This is a genomic window from Vibrio sp. KUL70 (assembly GCF_059725515.1).
In genome coordinates this window covers 1,506,739-1,524,901 of record NZ_AP045834.1, presented here as the reverse complement: position 1 = coordinate 1,524,901, position 18,163 = coordinate 1,506,739, and the positions used below count along the sequence as shown (strand labels likewise).

Below are 18,163 nucleotides of genomic sequence, written 5' to 3'. Positions count from 1 at the left end.
CGATTCGATTAAGCGTCGATACCACGCGCTTTTAGGAACTCAGCGTAAGTACCACGGAAGTCATGGATCTGACCATCTTTGATCTCTAGGATACGTGTTGCTAGTGAGTCTACGAACACTCGGTCGTGAGAAACGAAGAACAGTGTGCCTTTGTAATTTTCAAGAGCCAAGTTAAGCGCTTCGATAGATTCCATATCCATGTGGTTCGTTGGTTCATCCATTAGCAGGATGTTTGGTTTGTGCATCATGATTTTACCTAGAAGCATACGACCTTGTTCACCACCAGAGATAACCTTAACTGATTTCTTAATGTCATCTTGACCAAATAGCATACGACCTAGGAAGCTACGTACTACTTGCTCATCTTCGCCTTCTTGACGCCATTGGCTCATCCAGTCAAACAGGTTCATGTCTTCTTCAAAGTCATGAGCATGGTCTTGAGCGTAGTAACCGATATTCGAATTTTCAGACCACTTGTACTCGCCGGTACGTGGTTCTAGCACGCCAGCAAGTGTGTTTAGCAGGGTTGTTTTACCAACGCCATTCTCACCGATGATTGCTACACGTTCGCCTACTTCGAAGATCGCATCGAACTTATTGTATAGGTCTTCTTCAAAACCTTGAGATAGGTTTTCAACCACAAGCGCGTTACGGAATAGTTCTTTAGACTGTTCGAAACGGATGAACGGGTTTTGACGGCTAGATGCTTTAACTTCTTCTAGCTGAATCTTATCGATCTGTTTAGCACGAGACGTTGCTTGCTTAGCTTTAGACGCGTTAGCAGAGAAACGAGATACGAACGTTTGAAGTTCGGCGATTTGCGCTTTCTTTTTCGCGTTGTCAGACAGTAGACGCTCACGAGCTTGTGTCGCTGCCGTCATGTATTCATCATAGTTACCTGGGTAAACGCGTAGCTCACCGTAATCAAGGTCAGCCATGTGAGTACATACAGAGTTTAGGAAGTGACGGTCGTGCGAAATGATGATCATTGTGCAGTTTCGTTGGTTTAGTGTCTCTTCCAACCAGCGGATAGTGTCCATGTCCAAGTTGTTCGTTGGTTCGTCTAGTAGCATGATATGCGGGTCTGCGAACAGAACTTGTGCTAGAAGAACACGAAGTTTCCAACCAGGAGCAACTTCACTCATTAGGCCAAAGTGAAGAGACTCTTCGATACCTACCGCCAGAAGGAGCTCACCCGCTTTCGCTTCTGCCATGTAGCCATCCATCTCTGCGAACTGAACTTCTAGGTCAGCTACTTTCATACCGTCTTCTTCGCTCATTTCTGGTAGCGAGTAGATGCGGTCACGCTCTTGCTTTACAGCCCATAGCTCTTTATGGCCCATAATAACCGTGTCAATTACAGAGAACTCTTCGTAAGCGAATTGGTCTTGGTTTAGCTTAGCTACGCGCTCGTTTGGATCGTAGCTTACGTTACCTGCGCTTGGCTCTAGTTCACCTGAAAGGATTTTCATGAACGTCGACTTACCACAGCCATTCGCGCCGATTAGACCGTAACGGTTACCTTCGCCGAACTTCACTGAAATATTTTCGAAAAGTGGCTTTGCGCCGAATTGTTGGGTGATATTTGCTGTGGAAATCAATGCCTTTACCTTTTTAATGTGAAAAACGCCGCAACGTTACTCGTTCAGGCGGTTAACTGCAAGCGTTGTTTGCCTTATTCCGCATATTCGCCACGTGAAATGGAGAAAATCATATCTAACCTTTCACATCGAATCATGACCTATTAAAAAGTAGAAGGGATTCTTGAAAAGCCCAGCTTTGGTGACGATTATTTCAGCGGAAAGCCATAGTTATTAGCAGCAACAACAATCAAAGAGGATCATTAGCGGTAAACGAACTACACTTATTCAACCTGATCAGGAAGTTAAAGTGAAGTTTATGCGCCAATTATCACTGATGTACGTTCGGTATATTTGGTTACTGTGGGTGGCAATGGTTTCATTCAGTAGTGCAGCACAATGGCAATACGAACAAGAAGCCACCCCTCGCGTCAGCGAAATCGCTGTGAGCATCAGTAGCGAGATTCAAACCCTCCCCGAGCCTTTGTTTATGTCGGTTCAGGATCAACGTAAAGCGTCTCAATTACTCAGAGTCGTGCTCTCAGAACAACAAAAACAGAGCGAGCTATTCGCGCTGCACCTTTCCCAATTCATCGATAACCTTAAATCCGATGAAGAATCAGAGATTAAATCAAAAACAAGTGACGATATTTGGTTCGAAGTTCAGTCAGACTATCTAACACTAAGCAGTATCAATAACAGCAAGCAACAGTTATTAGAGCTTGCCGACAGTACCACTCGAGACAAACTTATCGGCTTTGGTCCTCAAGGGGTTAGACAGTTAAAGCAAGAGTGGCAGTTAACGTTGCTCAATGCCGAATACCTGTTTTACTTTCAACTACGCAGTTTTCGCTCATTGATACAAGATACCTTCGTTTCACCCGTTCCAGTGGTTTGGGCTGGTATTAAGGTGTTTTTCATCTATAGCATATTAATGTGGTGGCTAGCCAACAGCACTAGAATTATAAAACTGTATAAAAACACAGTGCTAGAGAAAAGCACCACTCCACCTTTGTGGATTCGTCTCATTTGGTATTTGAGCCGCGCACATAAAGCCCTCGCGTGGCTAATAGCGATAACCCTATCTCTGCAAGTTTTATCGACTATTCCAAGTCTTCAACATGTTGTCTTTCTTGAAATATTTACCTGGTGGATTCTCGGAGGATCTATCGCAATAAGCTTTATTTTAGAATTCACTTACCGTAATAGTCGCTCTTCTAACAAAGAGATTGTTGAATTACGATTGTCGACCATACGTCGTTATGTTTGGAGCGGAATTATTGCCGGTGTGATATTGCAAGTCTCAATCATGACACTGGGTAAAGGCACTATCTATAACTGGATATACAGCGCGCTCTTCTTTTGGTTTGTTCTTATTACCGTTTCCGTATTGAGATTGTGGCGCGACACTGTGTTTGAGATGGTAGAAAACATCGCTGACCGTCCTTGGTGGGTCAATTGGGCGATCGGCAAAAAGCGAGTCTGGATCATTAGTATCATTGCGACTGCCATTGCTACAACATGGGTCATGGTTCATATCGCTAAGCATCGATTAATCTCAAAACTATCGCACTTTACCTTTTTCAGCCAAGCGCTTGCCTATCTTTTTCGGATTGAGGTTGCTAAGCAGAAAAACAATACAGCAGATGGGCACGCGTTAGTTCGTGTGAAAGGCGATGCTGCCTTTGACTATGTGTTACCAGGCAATCATGACAGCGAATTAATTGACTATGCGGATGCCGAAATTAAGCAGCTCTCTAAATACCTGCTGACTGACTCTCCTGCTTTATGTGTCGTTTCTGGAGAGCGAGGTGTGGGCGCCACAACCTTTTTAAAACAACTGCTTCACCGAGTGAAAAATGCGGAACCTATCTACCTGAACTGCCCTCATTCTGGCTATCAAGAGCTACTCGCTCACTTTGCGGTGAGTATCGGGCTGGATGAAAACGCCACTGAAATACAGATTCTGAGTCACCTTCGAAGCAGCAAAACTACTTACTTGATTGCTGTCGACAATGGGCAAAGGTTAGTCAAGCCTATGGTTGGTGGGCTGGCTGCGCTTATACGTTTAACCAATCTTATTCGACGTTCCAAGAAGAATCACCGTGCGATCATCTCAATAGAGAAAGCGAGTTGGCGCTTTGTCGATAGAGCTCGAGGTGAAAGACTATTGTTTGATTGGGTTGCCTTTCTTCCTAAGTGGAATGAACTGCAAATCGCCTCACTGCTCGACACACGTATCAACCAAACAGACGAATACTCTGTGAGCTTTGACGGATTAGTGGTACCCAAACAGTGGGATCAGCAGGAGATCAGCGAAGAAGAGCGCGCAAAACAAGGGTTCTATCGAATCTTATGGCACTACTCTGATGGAAATCCGACAGTAGCACTAAGATTCTTCCGTTTCTCCCTAAATAGAAACAAAGAGACTGACCAAGTGATGGTCAGGCTGTTCCATGCTCCCGAATCAGAAGAGCTTGAGAAAATGCCAAAGCCCATGTTGGCAGTATTGCGTTCAATTGTTCAATTGGAAATTGCAACACCGGAAGAGCTCTCTGAATGCACACAACTCACGATTTCTGAAGTGACAGGGATACTTCGCTACTTCCAAAGCCGAGGCTATATCGAATGGACAGAAGATAAAGCAAAACTCTCAGACCACTGGTTTAGACACATTACCAATGTACTAGACAGACAGCATTTATTGGTGAAGTAATATGAACAGAATTTCTAACATACTTGGTATAGCCTTACTGATACTGCTGCTGTCATTTCAACAGGCATTTGCCGCAGAAGAAGTGGTTAATGTTGAGAGCATCCAACAATTTGCCAGTCTGATTCGCTGGAGTGGTGTTTTCTTTTCAATTTTAGTCATCGCTGCAACATGGTTACTGATCAAATTTATGAACTCAATGGTTGAGAGTATTGGGAGTCAGTTTGTTCAGTATCGAATGGTGTTACAAAAGGTCCAGTCTTTCCTGCAGTTTTTCATCTATATGACCGCCGGTTTGGTGGTTTTTATGATGAGCTTTCGTATTAACGATCACATCTTGGCGCTGATCGGCGGCACGCTCGCTGTGTCGGTCGGTTTTGCTTTGAAAGACCTCGCTGCCTCATTTATTGCTGGCTTAACCGTGATGATAGACAGGCCGTTCCAAGTGGGTGACCGTGTGACGTTTGAAGGGAATTACGGCGACATCATTACCATTGGTTTACGTTCAGTGCGTATGAGAACGCTCAACGATGACATCATTACCATCCCTAACAACAAGTTTCTAAACGAAGTGACGACAAGCGGAAACTACGGTGCTCTCGATATGCAAGTCGTGATTCCATTCTATGTTGGGATGAATGAAGACATCACCCTAGCCCGTGACTTGATCCAAGAGGCCGCATCGTCGAGTCGTTACATTCACTTGCCAAAGCCCGTGACAGTGCTTGTTAAACAAACCATTACTGACAACTACTTAGCCATTCAATTGACCTGTAAGGCGTATGTTGTTGATACGGCGTATGAGAAGTTGTTTGAAACCGACATTACCTTAAGAGTGATGAAAGAGTTCAAGAAGCATGGCATTAAACCGCCGAAAATCGCGTTAGCTTCTGATTAACTATTAACGACTAAAAGGCTAGTCTAAAAACAAAGAAGCCCTCGTTTCATGGGAAACGAGGGCTTCTTTGTTTATAACGTTTAAAAACTACACTTTGAAGTATTTCAGTTGCTCAGTTAGATGCTCTGCGGTGTTGGCCATTTGTTGGCTATCTTCAGCGAGTGACTGAGACGCTTGAAGCACTTCGTTCGCCGCCAAATGGATGCTTGAGACGTTCTGGTTCATCTCTGTCGCCACTGAACTTTGTTGCTCTGAAGCTGCTGCAATTTGTGCCACCATATCGTTCGCATTTTGCAGCTCAGCGACAATTTCATCCAGTTGAGCTCGAGTATCGTCTGACGCTTTCACACTATGATCGACCTCTTCATTACTTTGCTTCATTGCGACAAAAGTTTGCTCAGCCTGCTGAGTAAGCTTTTCAATGGTGTGTTGCACTTCATTGGTCGAGTTTTGAGTGCGACTAGCTAGGTTACGAACTTCATCAGCAACCACCGCAAACCCGCGCCCTTGTTCACCCGCTCGTGCAGCTTCAATCGCCGCGTTCAAAGCCAACAGGTTAGTTTGCTCGGATACATCGCGGATAACACCTACCACTTGGCTGATTTCTGTCACCCCTGCTTGTAGGTCTTGAACTAAGCTGTTCGCATTCGAAATGTTGTCAGACACGTGAGAGATACTTGTCGCCGTCACCTTCATGTTCTCGTCATTGCGATACGCATGATCGACAACTTTATTCGTGCTCACAGCGGTGTTTTCAGCATTAACCGCAACATCAGAAATGGTTGCGCTCATTTCTGTCATAGCGGTTGATAACAACTCAAGTTGTGCGTGTTGAGAATTAACGCTAGTCGCTGCTTCTTCACTGGCTTGAGCAATGTGACTTGCCATTGAGCTAGATTGCCCTGCTGACTCATTGGCCGTCTTGAGAGTGCTTTGTAGTTTCTCTAGCATCTTATCGATCTGCGTAGACATCTCACCCAATTCATCTTTGCGTGTCATGTTCATACGAACACGCAAGTCACCATCAGCGATGGCATAAGTATTGTTAATCAACTTGGCAAGTGGAATCAAAATGTTGTTAGCAATTGCATACCCCATCGCAACCAATAACCCTGAGAGGGCAAGCGCTACCAACGCCTCTTTAATCGCTAGAGCCCAGAATGCTTCTTGAATATCTGCGACTAAAATCCCCGAGCCTACAATCCAATTCCATTCAGGGAACAGTTCAACGTAAGAGATTTTATCTTTTAGGTCACCTTGCGGACTTTTCCACTGGTAATCGAGAAAACCTTTACCTTGAGGAGAGCGTGAGATGGCGACCATCTCACGCCAGTGGAACTTGCCTGCACCATCTTTAAAATTATGAGTGTTCTCACCATTGAGTTCTGGCTTTAGCGGGTGCATCACAACCTGTGATTGTTGGTTAAGAATCCAAAAGTAGTTGTTTTCGTCGTAACGTAGGTTTTGAATTGCTGCTAAGGCTTGCTGTTGCGCTTGTTGATCACCCAACACATTACGTTGCTCGTAGTAATGCTTAGCTAGTGATACGGCGGACTCAACTTGTGCACTGAGTTTACTTTCACGCTCAGCCATTGAAGTGGCACGCTGCTGAAGCAAATTGTATGTACACGCCATAATCAGTGAGACCACTGAGAAGATGACAATTAAGAAGAGTTTAGACTTGATAGAGAGGTTGCTTAATTTCATAGCGGACTGACTTTTTTTGTTATTAGTTGGGAGCAACTTAACAAAACTATATTCAACCGCGATGACGCGTGTCATGAAGAATAAATATTCATATAGTTACACATGCAAAAGGTGACACTTATCACCTGTGGCCAATTGATTTTCACAAAAGCATAATGAATAACATGTATATCGATTTAGCGTCTTAATTCCGAAAGCTGTGTAATGCTGTCGTATTGAAAACCATCAAGGTTTTGTTCTGGTTTCTGTGTAAACCAAATGGCATTGATTCCAGATTTCAGAGCGGGAACAATATCTTTCTCAAGTGTATCGCCAACCATAGTTACGCTAGATGCAGGTACGTTGAGGCGAGAAATAATGGTAGGGAAAAAGTCTGGGCTCGCTTTATCAACGCCAAGATTGGCTTTGCAGAAGTAACCGGCAATGAACTTGTCTAAACCCACTCGGCTAAATGCTTGTTGGATATCTTGTTCCGAAGAATCTGCTGCATTGGTAGCAATATAGACTTGGTGGTATTGAGAAAGGTATTCCAGGGTTTCTAGCGCGCCGTCAATCGGCTCAACTGTTGGCCAGTCGCACATTTTTCCAGATTGATCGGGGAAGTTCACCATCAAGGTGTCTCCCCAATCAAAGAGGTACGTTTTTGTCATTCTGCCTCCATGCATGACGTTATATCTATTTGTTACTTTTAGTTCATCGAGTGCAACCCGATCACATTCCCCTCAGTATCCCTGACTAAGCTAATAAAACCAAACTCTCCAATTGCTATTTTGCTCATGTGAAGTGTACCGCCGTTCATTAACGCGCGTTTCTCTTCGATGGCACAGTCTTCACAGGAGAAGTAGACAATGGTGCTATTTCCACCAGCTGTCATATCATCCATCTTGACTAATGCGCCGGTTGCCCCATAGCTCCCCATATCATCAGAGAAAACCCACATATCAATTGGGATTCCACCAGGACTGTCAATTTTTGAGAGGCTGACTTGAAACACGTTTTGATAAAACTGTTTCGCTCTATCCATATCGTTCACGTAAATTTCAAACCAACCGACAGGATTACCTAACATAAGCCTACCCTCATTTGCTGAACACAAATAGAGCATAGCTCACTGCAAAGCATACATGGTAACTAATAACAGCTTTATCAGTACTTATACGATGAGTGTTCGCTTGTTTTAGGAGATTGGTTTAATTGACGTTCGAGACAAGTAACTGCGGTACGGCTTTCTTAGGCAAACAGACGCTGAAACGGCTACCTTTACCAAATTCAGATGCGACGCGAATTTCACCACCAGTTTGAGAAAGAATACTCTGTGATACTGATAAGCCTAAGCCAGTACCATCACGCTTAGTGGTATAAAACGGTGAGAAGATACGCTTCAACTGCTCTTCTTTGATTCCACAACCTTCATCTTCAACATGAATCACAGCACCTTGAAGGACACCCTCTTCTATCCAATCTTCACTAGAAATGGTGAGGTTCCCTTCCCCATCCATTGCGTGAATCGCGTTCATTTGCAGGTTAACTAAGATTTGTAGCAGCTGATTTCGATTCACTTCTACAGAGGTTTTAGCTTCAAGTGATGAGTGGTACACAATACCTTTCTTCTTTGCACCGGTTTTAACCAGAGTAATACTCTCGTCAACAATTGGATTGATGTGCTGCCAAGTCACCTCATCTTGAACACCACCATGACGACTGTATTGAAGAAGGCTGCGAGTGATGTTTCGAATCCGGTCGATCTGCTCCATGATCGCTTGAATCTCTTCATTGACGCGTTCAGTCTCTTCACCCAGTTCAAATTTCATCAACTCAACGTTACCTAAAATCACAGCTGTTGGATTATTGATCTCATGAGCGATCCCTGCCGTAAGTTCACCAAGCGCGGCAAGTTTTTCATTGACCACCAGTTTGTCTCGCGCTTGGTTGAGCAAGGCGATGTGGTGCTCTAGTTGATCTGTTTTCTCTTTGAGGCTAGCGGTTCGAGAGTGAACCTTGCATTCGAGTTCTAGCGCCGCTTGTTGGATCTCTTGATTGCGCTCGTGCAGAAGATCCAGCATCTTGTCGAACTGCTTCGCAAGCTGAGTGAGCTCATGCTGATCATCCAGCCCCAGAGTACCGATGCGCTTGTCTTGCCCCATCTGAACTAATTTGACCACTTTGTGAATGCGCTCAATCGGGTTAAATAGATCGCGCGCGCCACGGTGAACAATAAAACCAGACAACAGTAACAATGCGACGATGGTTACGCTTATCTCACCCAGGTTGGTAAGGTATGTTTCAACCAGAGGCCAGATCAAATAACCGGTATAAAGCATACCGATAACTTGTTCATGGTGATCACGAATCGGTTGATATGCGGTGATGTACCACGCATCGTAAACATAAGCGCGATCAAGCCACTCTTCTCCTTGATTTAATACTTTGGAGTGCACCTCATGAGAAACTCGCGTACCTATCGCACGCCCCTCACTTGCATCGCTATTGAGCGGGACGTTGGTACTCACACGTAGATCATCTAAAAAGACGGTTACGGTGCCAATACGACGAGAGAACCCTTCACGCCTTGGGTAGATAAGGTTGCTGATCTGATCAACAAGCTGAGTACTATTATTAAGAAGAATACCGCCATCTAGGAAACCAATAACACGATTGTCGCCGTCATAGATAGCGATAACCGTACGACTGACCAAGCCTCGAGTTTCGATTTCAGAGCCTGTTAACAAGGGGACTTCTGCCTTTTTGGCTAAAGTTCGATCTAATTGATTAAGTTGGCTACGTGTTAGCACACTAAAAAAGGATTGCTTGCGAGTGAGTTCGAGCAGTTGACTGGTATCTTGCACTGAGTGAGCGCTGTGCCAACGTAAAAAGTCCAGTTCATAACGGCTTTTGTTGTCCGACACCCATTGAATGAGATCCTCCTCATCTAGGTTGCTCTGCAATTTGTTACGAAAGCGGTATGATTCAGAGAACGCTCTTACGTTGTAAGCTTGCTGGTTCTGAATAAGGTGAATACTGTTATCAGCAACATCTAAACGCTCATCAACATCAATCAGAGCACCTTGCCAAGTGTAATGTACAGACCAATACAGTGTGATTGCGATTAAGGCACAGAGAGTAAGAATGATCGGCGCTGAGGTTAAAAACAGAAGTCGATAGCGAACCATCGTCTTAAATCGAAAACTCCACTTCGCCCACCAGTGGCGACTAGTCGGCATATTCTGATCCCTCTGCATTCCAATCTTTATATTTACGCTCTAGGGTTTTGCGCGCAACACCTAAGTCCCGGGCAGCGGCTGATTTGTTGCCATCATGATAAGAGACAACTTGTTCAATATGCGCTTTCTCCACCTCTTTGAGTGTCCAGCTATTCGGGTAACCCTCTGCCATGTCATTCGGGTCCATACTTGGCAGCTCCGAACCGTGTGACACCGTCACAGAAATTCGAGTTGGCACACTGTTTTCGCCATTCAACTCACGCCAGTAATGCGCTGGCGGTTTACCAAGTAAAATACAACGTTCCATCAAGTTCTTTAGCTCACGGATATTGCCCGGCCACTGGTACTCGTTCATCGCTAAAATGTCCTCATGTGCCCAAGCTGGCTCTGGCATACCCAGTTCATGAGCCAGCAGACGTGTGAAATAGGGAACAAGATCCATCAAATCCGATATACGCTCACGAAGCGGTGACACATCGATCTTCAATACATTCAATCGATAGAAAAGGTCACGTCTGAAATTACCTTTCTCTACCTCTTCTTGGAGGTTTCGGTTAGTTGCAGCAACAACTCGTACATCGACCGTTATCTCTTTTTCACTACCCACAGGGCGAATTGTTCTTTGTTCCAAAACGCGAAGCAGTGCAGCTTGCATTGGAAGCGGCATCTCACCTATTTCATCAAGAAACAGAGTACCGCCATTGGCTACGCGAAACAGACCTTCACGACTCTTTTTCGCGCCGGTAAACGCACCCGACGTATGACCAAACAGCTCACTTTCCAATAGCTCTGGAGCAATCGCCCCGCAATTAATCGGTACAAAAGGCCCAGAACGCTTACTTGCTTCATGAACACCTCGAGCCACTAACTCTTTACCTGTGCCTGATTCCCCCTCAACCAGAACCGAAGCTCGTGATGGTGCAAACTGCGTGATCAGTTGCTTTAGAAGTCGAGTCTTGTCTGAATTACCGATAATTTCGGTCTTGATATGGCGGCTAACGTCACGTTTCAGTGCATATTGCATACGTTGAGCGAGTCGCTTATCCATGCAACGAAGCACGGCTTGAATCATCTGCTCAAGATTGAACGGCTTTAAAATGAAGTCGGACGCACCGAGCTTAAGAGCGGAAATCGTCATCTCTAAGTCGGCGTAACCCGTCATAAAGATAACGTCAGATCGCTTTTCGCTATCGTTGAAGGCTTCTTCCCACTCGATGCCAGAACGCCCAGGAAGATTGATGTCCAAAACGATCAGGTCAAAATGCTCAGCGCTACGGAGTAGCTCCGCCTCTTCAACCGAGCCTGCGCACATCACCTTACCAAATAGTTTACCCAGTGCCTTTTTCAAAATCGCCTGCATCCCTACCTCATCATCGACCACCAAAACAGAGAAAGCTTGGTACTGAGTTAAGGAGTTCAGAGTCTTGTTTGTGACATTTGGGCTAGTAAGAGACATAAAAACATACCGGTGAGAGAATTTGGGACAGAGTGTACCAACTCGCCTTAAGTACAACAGGTTCAATATGCGACATTTTGTCCTAGCTCATACTTTCTTTAAATTTAATGTCGAAAATGGTGCTATTTTACCCGAAATAACAGATATTTAATGAACCTAGTTACCTATCCTTGTTGGCACTATGTTTGCTTAAAGGGTGTGGATAATCCATTTATACCATTTGGCCCAGGAGCCATAAGTCGGTTAACACTGCTTATGGTGGTCTATTCATAACTCATGGACATAATAATAATGAAAGCAATTCCTTTAACTATTGCAGCACTTTCCCTCGTCAGTTATTCAGCTAGCAGTGCTGAAGATACTCAACATATCAAACTCGCGACAACCACCAGTACCTACCACTCTGGTCTACTTGATTTCCTACTCCCAGAATTTGAGAAAGATTCTGGTATCAAGGTGGACGTCATTGCTGCGGGTACCGGTAAATCTCTGCGCATGGGTGAGAACGGCGATGTCGATCTAGTAATGACACACGCACCTAAAGCGGAAGCGAACTTTGTCGAGAAAGGTTATGGCGTTCTTCCACGCAAACTGATGTACAACGATTTCGTTATTGTTGGCCCTCAAAAAGATCCAGCAAAAATCAGTTCTCAAAATGACGTAGCTGAAGTGTTTAAATCTATCGCAACGAACAATGTGACTTTCGTTTCTCGTGGTGATGACTCAGGTACACACAAAAAAGAGATGGGCATCTGGGCTCAAACCAAGATGGAACCAAACTTCGGTGGTTACCGCAGCGTAGGCCAAGGTATGGGTCCAACGCTAAACATGGCGTCTGAGATGCAAGGCTACACCATGACTGACCGTGGTACTTGGTTGGCTTACCAAAACAAACTAGACCTTAAGATCCTATTCCAAGGTGACAAGAACCTTTTCAACCCGTACCAAGTGATTCTTGTTAACCCAGAGCGCTACCCAAGCATCAATTATCAAGCAGCAAAAACGTTCAGTGATTGGTTGGTAAATCCGAAAGGACAAAAGCTGATCAATGAGTTTAAGCTTCATGGTAAGCAGCTATTTGTCGCAAGTGCGGAATAAAGCACTCGAATGGTCAAAGGTGCCGGTATGAGCAATTAAAAACGCTCATATCGGCACTGGAAAATTTGCAACTGAGCAATGTGCTCAACTGACCATTTCCATAACAGACAAAGCTATACTGGAACTAAACGCGGAGCCTCCGCACAAAAGAGATACATCATGACCCTATGGCAAACAACGCTGGATGCACTGAACTTACTTGTGAACTTTGACCACGAGTTGTGGCAAATTGTCGCAGTGTCATTCAGCGTTTCTCTGTCGGCAATTTCACTGGTTATCGTACCTGCAATTGTCATGGCTTTTTTACTCGCCTATACAGAGTTTCCCGGTAAATGGGGGTTGCTCTCTATCATTAATACTCTTCAAGCGATCCCTACAGTCGTGATCGGCCTATTAATGTACATGATGTTATCTCGCTCTGGCCCTTTGGGTGATTGGCAAATGCTCTTTACCCAAAAGGCTATGATTCTCGGTCAGATGCTGATCTGCTTCCCCATACTTGTCTCTATGATGCATGGTGCGCTTCAAGCTAGTGACCGTCGTGCCGTTGAAACAGCTCGTACTTTGGGTGTGTCGACTTTGCGTATCGCATCTACATTGATTTGGGAAACTCGCTTCCCACTTCTTGCTGCAACCATTGCTGCCTTTTCACGAATAGTGACAGAGGTTGGTTGCTCGATGATGGTAGGCGGTAACATTATGGGCATGACGAGAAACATCCCGACGGCAATCGCGATGGAAAGCCATAAAGGTGCATTCGCACAAGGGGTTGCTTTGGGTATGGTGTTGTTGGCGTTGGCGCTGATTTTGAACTTTTTCCTTTCTAGTGTGAGAGGAAAAGGCTATTTAAGAACATAGGAATGCTGTCATGAGTATAAAAATAACAACGCAGCAAGTTTCAATGCGCTACAAAGAGCGCGTTCTTTTTCATATCCCTGAATTGTCCATTGGCCCAAACGATGCGATCTATCTTAAGGGTGACAACGGTGTCGGTAAAACCACCCTACTGAAAATCCTATCTGGTTTGATCAAACCAACATCAGGAAAAATCCAGACAGCACATCAAAGCTGGAAAGGAACCCTACTCCCTCGTTCTAAATTCAAAGACATTATATACCTACATCAAACACCTTATTTGTTTGATGGCACTGTGTATCAAAATGTCGCTTATGGCATTCGATTTAACAAAGAGTCACAAAAAGATAAGCGAGCTCAAATAATCAATGCGTTGAGAATGGTAGGTTTAGAGACCCTAGCGGATGAACACATTTCTGTCCTATCTGGTGGGGAACGTCAACGAGTCGCGATGGCAAGGGCCTGGATTTTAAAACCCTCCATCTTACTTATGGACGAACCAAGCGCATCATTAGATAAAGAATCTATTGAAAGATTGGTCATTATGGCCGAAGATCTTCTTCAGCGTGGCGCAAGTTTGGTGATAACAAGCCACCAAACCAACGCTCTGACCGATCTATGTAAAAAGCAGTGGTGGATTAAAGATAACTCTTTGACTGAATCACCATTGCTGCAAATTATTAAAAAAGACAGAGCACAAGAGAATATTTATGCTGCTTCCAACGCAAACTAGTTGGGTTATCTTAGCTGGCGGACAAGCGAGCAGAATGGGTGGACGCGACAAAGGTCTCGTCGAGTTAAACGGTCGTCCACTTATTCAATACGTTATCGACAAATTGTCGCAACAAAACGTCTCGATCACCATTAATGCCAATCGCAACCAAGAGCGCTATCAAGATTTCGCGCCTGTGGTTTCTGATTCCTTTCCTGACTACCCTGGGCCGCTAGGCGGTATCCATGCTGGATTAAAAAATGCCGACACCGACTGGGTCGGCTTTGTTCCTTGTGATAGCCCGCAAATCAACGAAGACTTAGTCGAGCGTTTCTGTGCGGCGGTTAATCCCGACAGCGATATTTTGGTTGCTCACGACGGCGAATTTAAACAGCCGGTATTTACACTATTCCATAAACGTGTGTTACCTAGGTTAGAAGCCTTTTTAGAGCGTGGCGATCGCAAGATCATTCTGCTCTATAAAGATTGTGTGACCGAGTTTGTCGATTTTAGCGACTCGCCAAACTGCTTCGTAAACCTCAATACACCAGAAGAACTTACTCAATTTGGTACGCTCCAATAATGAATGATTCAAAACAACGCCCTAGCCTTCCGCTACTAGGTTTTGCTGCCTACAGTGGCACTGGAAAAACAACACTACTTGAAGCTTTGCTGCCAATGTTGACCGAGTCAGGTCTACGCATTGGTGTACTCAAACATGCGCACCACGACTTCGATGTTGATAAGCCAGGCAAAGACAGTTATCGCTTACGCAAAGCAGGCGCAGGCCAAATGTTGATCTCTTCAAGAAAGCGTCATGTGTTGATGACTGAAACCCCTGAAGCTGAGGCTGATTTTGATTACTTACTGACTCGCTTTGATACAGAGAAATTGGATCTGATTCTGGTTGAAGGGTGTAAAAACATCGCTTTTCCTAAGATTGAACTGCACCGCGAAGAAGTTGGTAAACCTTGGCTGTACTCGAACGACAGCAACATCATAGCCATTGCAGCGGATACTCAAGTTGAATCGGATCTTCCTCAAATGTCGATCAATGATTTGGATGCGATTCGCGACTTTATTATCAACTACGCGCAAGAGTTCAATCCGACCCCAGTCAGTTACCAGTCACAATCATCGAAAGCGCCAGCTGTGTGCTGTGACTCTTTCTCACCAGCAGGTTTGAGTGTCGCGCAAGGTCAAGAGAAGATTTTAGAGAGCATCACTACAGAAACGCTCAGCGAAAGCGTTGCGGTTGAATCTGCTTATGGTCGCGTTTTGGCTGAAGATATTGTCTCTCCAATTAACGTTCCGCAAAACACAAACTCAGCAATGGACGGTTACGCGATCCGTGGCGATGATCTGAACCAAGAACAGTATCATGTTGTCGCTGAAGTTTTCGCTGGGCACAGTTACGATCAAGAGATTCAAAAAGGCCAAGCGGTTAAGATCATGACCGGCGCACCAACACCAATTGCGGGTGATACTGTCGTCATGCGTGAGCAAGCGGTTCAAGAAGGTGATGTTGTTCGTTTCCCTGACGCTAAAATCGATGTAGGCCAAAACGTTCGTATGGCGGGTGAAGACTTGTCTGTTGGTCAAGCGGTATTCAAACAAGGCACACGCATCGAAGCACCTGAAATGGGGATGATGGCGTCGCTAGGTTTTGCAACCTGCCCTGTTCTTCGCAAAGTGAAGGTGGGTATCTTCTCTACCGGTGATGAAGTTCAAGCACCCGGAACACCGCAGCAAGCGAATTCCATTTACGACTCAAACCGTTTCACCATCATTGGTATGCTACATAAGTTAGGGTGTGAAATTGTTGATTACGGCATCATCGAAGACGACCAACAAAAAATGACGGAAGTTCTGCACTCTGCTGCGTTAGAAACAGACATGGTTCTAACTTCAGGTGGCGTGTCGGTTGGTGACGCTGATTACATCAAACTTGCTCTTGATGAGTTGGGTGAGATTAACTTCTGGCGCATCAACATGCGCCCGGGTCGCCCGCTTGCTTACGGTAAGATTGAGCAAACACCTTTCTTCGGGTTACCGGGTAACCCAGTGGCGGTAATGGTCTCCTTCATCAACTTTGTTGAGCCAGCGATTCGCAAACTTCAAGGTCAAACAAACTGGACACCAGTAAAAGCGAATGCAATTGCGACAGAACAACTTCGTTCTCGGCAAGGTCGTACTGAGTTTAGCCGCGGTGTGTTCTCAATGAATGAGCACGGTCAACTCGAAGTCCGCACAACAGGCAAACAAGGCTCTGGTATTCTACGTTCATTGAGCGAAGCAAACTGTTTGATTGAGATCTCGCCTTCTGTTGATACGGTTAAAGTGGGTGAAACCGTAACGGTTATTCCACTTCAAGGACGTATCTAACGGCATCAAAAGCGAAGCTGTTTATAGCTTCGCTTTTTTATCTCCACTCATTCAACAGACCATAGAATAATCTTTCCCCACTATTTTGGTTTAGACGTGTTTTACTAAACAACTAATTCCGCCTTAACCTTGAGAGTGTGTAAGATTTTCTGTAGAGTTCGCGAAAATCCTAGATTCAACAGGAGAGCATTATGGCTCGCACTATTCTGTACACCTATAAAGATGAAGACAAAGAGTTGCTGTTTTCAAAACAACAACACCGCACGATCCAAGAAGCGGTTGCTGCGGCTGAAGGCATCGACATCACTGAGTATTTAAAAACAGAGCAACAGCTTGAATTGATTTCAGATACTAAAGCGGTTCGTAACTACCAAGATAACTACTTCCGTAAGCTCGGTTTCACAAAGCTTACACTGAAGCAAAAAGAAAACTTGGGTGTTGGTAAAAAGAACAAGTAGCGCTTCGCTTCTTCGTCCTGATTGCTCGTTTTGAACATCAAACAATGAAAAATGCCGCAACCTCGTCAGAGATTGCGGCATTTTTATTTCGTCGACTTAACCTAAGGTCAATTACTTTGGGTTAATTACTTAAGGTTAAGGAATGCTGCACCACGAACACCGCCTGAATCGCCGTGTTTCGCTTTAATGATCTTCGGACATTTAGCAACTGAAAGCAGGTACTTAGGAATACGCTTTGGCATCTCTTCGTAAATCAATTCGAAGTTTGATAGGCCGCCACCCAGTGCAACTACGTGTGGGTCCAGTGCGGTAAATAGATTAGCGAAACAGATAGCCAGAAGCTCCATGAAGCGCTCTACATGCTCTACTGCTTTCTCTTCACCTTCCGCATGTGCTTTGATGATGTCGATGGCTTTCTTCTTCTCGCCGAAGTAGTGCTCGTAAATTAGCTCGAAGCCACGGCCAGATAGATAGCTATCCAAACAACCTTTCTTACCACAACCACAGCCTAGTAGCGGCGCGTTGTCACCAAGGTGAAGCCATGCGTCTAGTGGTAAACGCATATGACCAAGTTCACCAGCAACGTGGTTACGACCTGAGAATACTTTGCCATCAAAGATTAAGCCGCCACCAAAGCCAGTACCTAGAATGAGACCCGCGACTGATGGTTCATCTTGAAGCTCTTCGTCCCAAGCTTCTGAAAGTGCAAAACAGTTCGCGTCATTTTCAATTTTAACGCTACGGCCAATACGAGCTTCTAGGTCTTTACGCAGTGGTTTACCTGTCGAGGCAGGAACGTTAACAACCAACATTGTGCCGTCGTCCGCGTTTTCCATACCTGGTAGACCTAGACCGATCTTACCTTCACATGAGAACTCACTGTCGTACTTCTCAACTAAGCCAGCAATTGTGTCAATCAGTTGTTGGTATGAATCTGTAGGCGTTGGTACACGCTCAGTTGCCACACGTTCTAGTTTCTCATTGAATGCACCAAATTCAATTTTAGTGCCGCCAACATCAAAGCCGTAATACATCAAATCTCTCCAATTTTTCCCTAATTTGGGACAATATAAAAGTCAC

Annotated in this window: 15 protein-coding genes; 8 read left to right on the top strand and 7 right to left on the bottom strand. The window is 44.9% G+C overall.

Annotated features, from left to right (window positions below; translation table 11 throughout):
• Positions 1 to 8 precede the first annotated feature (8 nt).
• Positions 9 to 1,601 carry an ABC-F family ATPase gene (locus AC6I7V_RS06675; protein ID WP_255230746.1) on the bottom strand — a complete coding sequence of 531 codons (1,593 nt, stop codon included), beginning with the start codon at positions 1,599 to 1,601 and terminating at the stop codon, positions 9 to 11.
• A gap of 298 nt (positions 1,602 to 1,899) precedes the next feature.
• Here AC6I7V_RS06675 and AC6I7V_RS06670 point away from each other — a divergent pair, with 298 nt between their 5' ends.
• Positions 1,900 to 4,296 (top strand): ATP-binding protein, encoded by a 2,397-nt coding sequence (locus AC6I7V_RS06670; protein ID WP_498011605.1) that lies wholly within the window; start codon positions 1,900 to 1,902, stop codon positions 4,294 to 4,296.
• Position 4,297: 1 nt separating this feature from the next.
• Positions 4,298 to 5,191 (top strand): mechanosensitive ion channel family protein, encoded by an 894-nt coding sequence (locus AC6I7V_RS06665; RefSeq protein WP_255230748.1) that lies wholly within the window; start codon positions 4,298 to 4,300, stop codon positions 5,189 to 5,191.
• Between the two features lie 87 nt (positions 5,192 to 5,278).
• Here AC6I7V_RS06665 and AC6I7V_RS06660 read toward each other — a convergent pair whose 3' ends face one another.
• The 5 genes from AC6I7V_RS06660 to AC6I7V_RS06640 all read right to left on the bottom strand — a co-directional run bounded on the left by AC6I7V_RS06660 (position 5,279) and on the right by AC6I7V_RS06640 (position 11,575).
• On the bottom strand, positions 5,279 to 6,898 hold the full coding sequence (locus AC6I7V_RS06660; RefSeq protein ID WP_498011604.1) for a methyl-accepting chemotaxis protein: 1,620 nt from the start codon (positions 6,896 to 6,898) through the stop codon (positions 5,279 to 5,281).
• Positions 6,899 to 7,074: 176 nt separating this feature from the next.
• Positions 7,075 to 7,548, bottom strand: coding sequence for an HAD family hydrolase (locus tag AC6I7V_RS06655; protein WP_498011603.1), 474 nt, complete (start codon positions 7,546 to 7,548; stop codon positions 7,075 to 7,077).
• A gap of 38 nt (positions 7,549 to 7,586) precedes the next feature.
• Complete coding sequence (locus AC6I7V_RS06650) at positions 7,587 to 7,967, bottom strand: VOC family protein (protein WP_498011602.1); 381 nt, start codon at positions 7,965 to 7,967, stop codon at positions 7,587 to 7,589.
• A gap of 121 nt (positions 7,968 to 8,088) precedes the next feature.
• On the bottom strand, positions 8,089 to 10,119 hold the full coding sequence (locus AC6I7V_RS06645; protein WP_498011601.1) for a sensor histidine kinase: 2,031 nt from the start codon (positions 10,117 to 10,119) through the stop codon (positions 8,089 to 8,091).
• Positions 10,109 to 11,575, bottom strand: a complete 1,467-nt coding sequence (locus AC6I7V_RS06640; protein WP_261883072.1) for a sigma-54-dependent transcriptional regulator — start codon at positions 11,573 to 11,575, stop codon at positions 10,109 to 10,111. The genes AC6I7V_RS06645 and AC6I7V_RS06640 overlap by 11 nt, the downstream gene beginning before the upstream one ends.
• A 291-nt stretch (positions 11,576 to 11,866) precedes the next feature.
• Between AC6I7V_RS06640 and AC6I7V_RS06635 the strand changes: the two genes are divergently transcribed.
• The 6 genes from AC6I7V_RS06635 (at position 11,867) to AC6I7V_RS06610 (ending at position 17,083) form a co-directional block, all read left to right on the top strand.
• Complete coding sequence (locus AC6I7V_RS06635) at positions 11,867 to 12,673, top strand: ABC transporter substrate-binding protein (protein ID WP_255230754.1); 807 nt, start codon at positions 11,867 to 11,869, stop codon at positions 12,671 to 12,673.
• 159 nt (positions 12,674 to 12,832) lie between these two features.
• Positions 12,833 to 13,531 (top strand): ABC transporter permease, encoded by a 699-nt coding sequence (locus AC6I7V_RS06630; RefSeq protein ID WP_255230755.1) that lies wholly within the window; start codon positions 12,833 to 12,835, stop codon positions 13,529 to 13,531.
• 10 nt (positions 13,532 to 13,541) lie between these two features.
• Positions 13,542 to 14,261, top strand: coding sequence for an energy-coupling factor ABC transporter ATP-binding protein (locus AC6I7V_RS06625; protein WP_498011600.1), 720 nt, complete (start codon positions 13,542 to 13,544; stop codon positions 14,259 to 14,261).
• Positions 14,239 to 14,823: a molybdenum cofactor guanylyltransferase MobA gene (mobA, locus tag AC6I7V_RS06620; RefSeq protein WP_261883070.1), complete on the top strand. Its 585-nt coding sequence runs from the start codon at positions 14,239 to 14,241 to the stop codon at positions 14,821 to 14,823. The genes AC6I7V_RS06625 and mobA overlap by 23 nt, the downstream gene beginning before the upstream one ends.
• Positions 14,823 to 16,625: a bifunctional molybdopterin-guanine dinucleotide biosynthesis adaptor protein MobB/molybdopterin molybdotransferase MoeA gene (locus tag AC6I7V_RS06615; RefSeq protein WP_498011599.1), complete on the top strand. Its 1,803-nt coding sequence runs from the start codon at positions 14,823 to 14,825 to the stop codon at positions 16,623 to 16,625. The genes mobA and AC6I7V_RS06615 overlap by 1 nt, the downstream gene beginning before the upstream one ends.
• A gap of 191 nt (positions 16,626 to 16,816) precedes the next feature.
• The gene (locus AC6I7V_RS06610) at positions 16,817 to 17,083 is read left to right on the top strand and encodes a DUF2960 domain-containing protein (RefSeq protein WP_032549019.1); all 267 of its coding nucleotides are present in this window, start codon (positions 16,817 to 16,819) and stop codon (positions 17,081 to 17,083) included.
• 125 nt (positions 17,084 to 17,208) lie between these two features.
• On the opposite strand, the gene nagK is transcribed toward AC6I7V_RS06610, so the two are convergent.
• On the bottom strand, positions 17,209 to 18,117 hold the full coding sequence (nagK, locus tag AC6I7V_RS06605; protein ID WP_255230759.1) for an N-acetylglucosamine kinase: 909 nt from the start codon (positions 18,115 to 18,117) through the stop codon (positions 17,209 to 17,211).
• Positions 18,118 to 18,163 lie beyond the last annotated feature (46 nt).

What these genes read in the sequence shown, in the direction of transcription:
- AC6I7V_RS06670 (WP_498011605.1), top strand. Translation starts at nt 1,900, where the DNA reads ATGCGCCAATTATCACTGATGTACGTTCGGTATATTTGGTTACTGTGG.
- AC6I7V_RS06665 (WP_255230748.1), top strand. Translation starts at nt 4,298, where the DNA reads ATGAACAGAATTTCTAACATACTTGGTATAGCCTTACTGATACTGCTG.
- AC6I7V_RS06660 (WP_498011604.1), bottom strand. Translation starts at nt 6,898, where the DNA reads ATGAAATTAAGCAACCTCTCTATCAAGTCTAAACTCTTCTTAATTGTC.
- AC6I7V_RS06655 (WP_498011603.1), bottom strand. Translation starts at nt 7,548, where the DNA reads ATGACAAAAACGTACCTCTTTGATTGGGGAGACACCTTGATGGTGAAC.
- AC6I7V_RS06650 (WP_498011602.1), bottom strand. Translation starts at nt 7,967, where the DNA reads ATGTTAGGTAATCCTGTCGGTTGGTTTGAAATTTACGTGAACGATATG.
- AC6I7V_RS06645 (WP_498011601.1), bottom strand. Translation starts at nt 10,119, where the DNA reads ATGCCGACTAGTCGCCACTGGTGGGCGAAGTGGAGTTTTCGATTTAAG.
- AC6I7V_RS06640 (WP_261883072.1), bottom strand. Translation starts at nt 11,575, where the DNA reads ATGTCTCTTACTAGCCCAAATGTCACAAACAAGACTCTGAACTCCTTA.
- AC6I7V_RS06635 (WP_255230754.1), top strand. Translation starts at nt 11,867, where the DNA reads ATGAAAGCAATTCCTTTAACTATTGCAGCACTTTCCCTCGTCAGTTAT.
- AC6I7V_RS06630 (WP_255230755.1), top strand. Translation starts at nt 12,833, where the DNA reads ATGACCCTATGGCAAACAACGCTGGATGCACTGAACTTACTTGTGAAC.
- AC6I7V_RS06625 (WP_498011600.1), top strand. Translation starts at nt 13,542, where the DNA reads ATGAGTATAAAAATAACAACGCAGCAAGTTTCAATGCGCTACAAAGAG.
- mobA (WP_261883070.1), top strand. Translation starts at nt 14,239, where the DNA reads ATGCTGCTTCCAACGCAAACTAGTTGGGTTATCTTAGCTGGCGGACAA.
- AC6I7V_RS06615 (WP_498011599.1), top strand. Translation starts at nt 14,823, where the DNA reads ATGAATGATTCAAAACAACGCCCTAGCCTTCCGCTACTAGGTTTTGCT.
- AC6I7V_RS06610 (WP_032549019.1), top strand. Translation starts at nt 16,817, where the DNA reads ATGGCTCGCACTATTCTGTACACCTATAAAGATGAAGACAAAGAGTTG.
- nagK (WP_255230759.1), bottom strand. Translation starts at nt 18,117, where the DNA reads ATGTATTACGGCTTTGATGTTGGCGGCACTAAAATTGAATTTGGTGCA.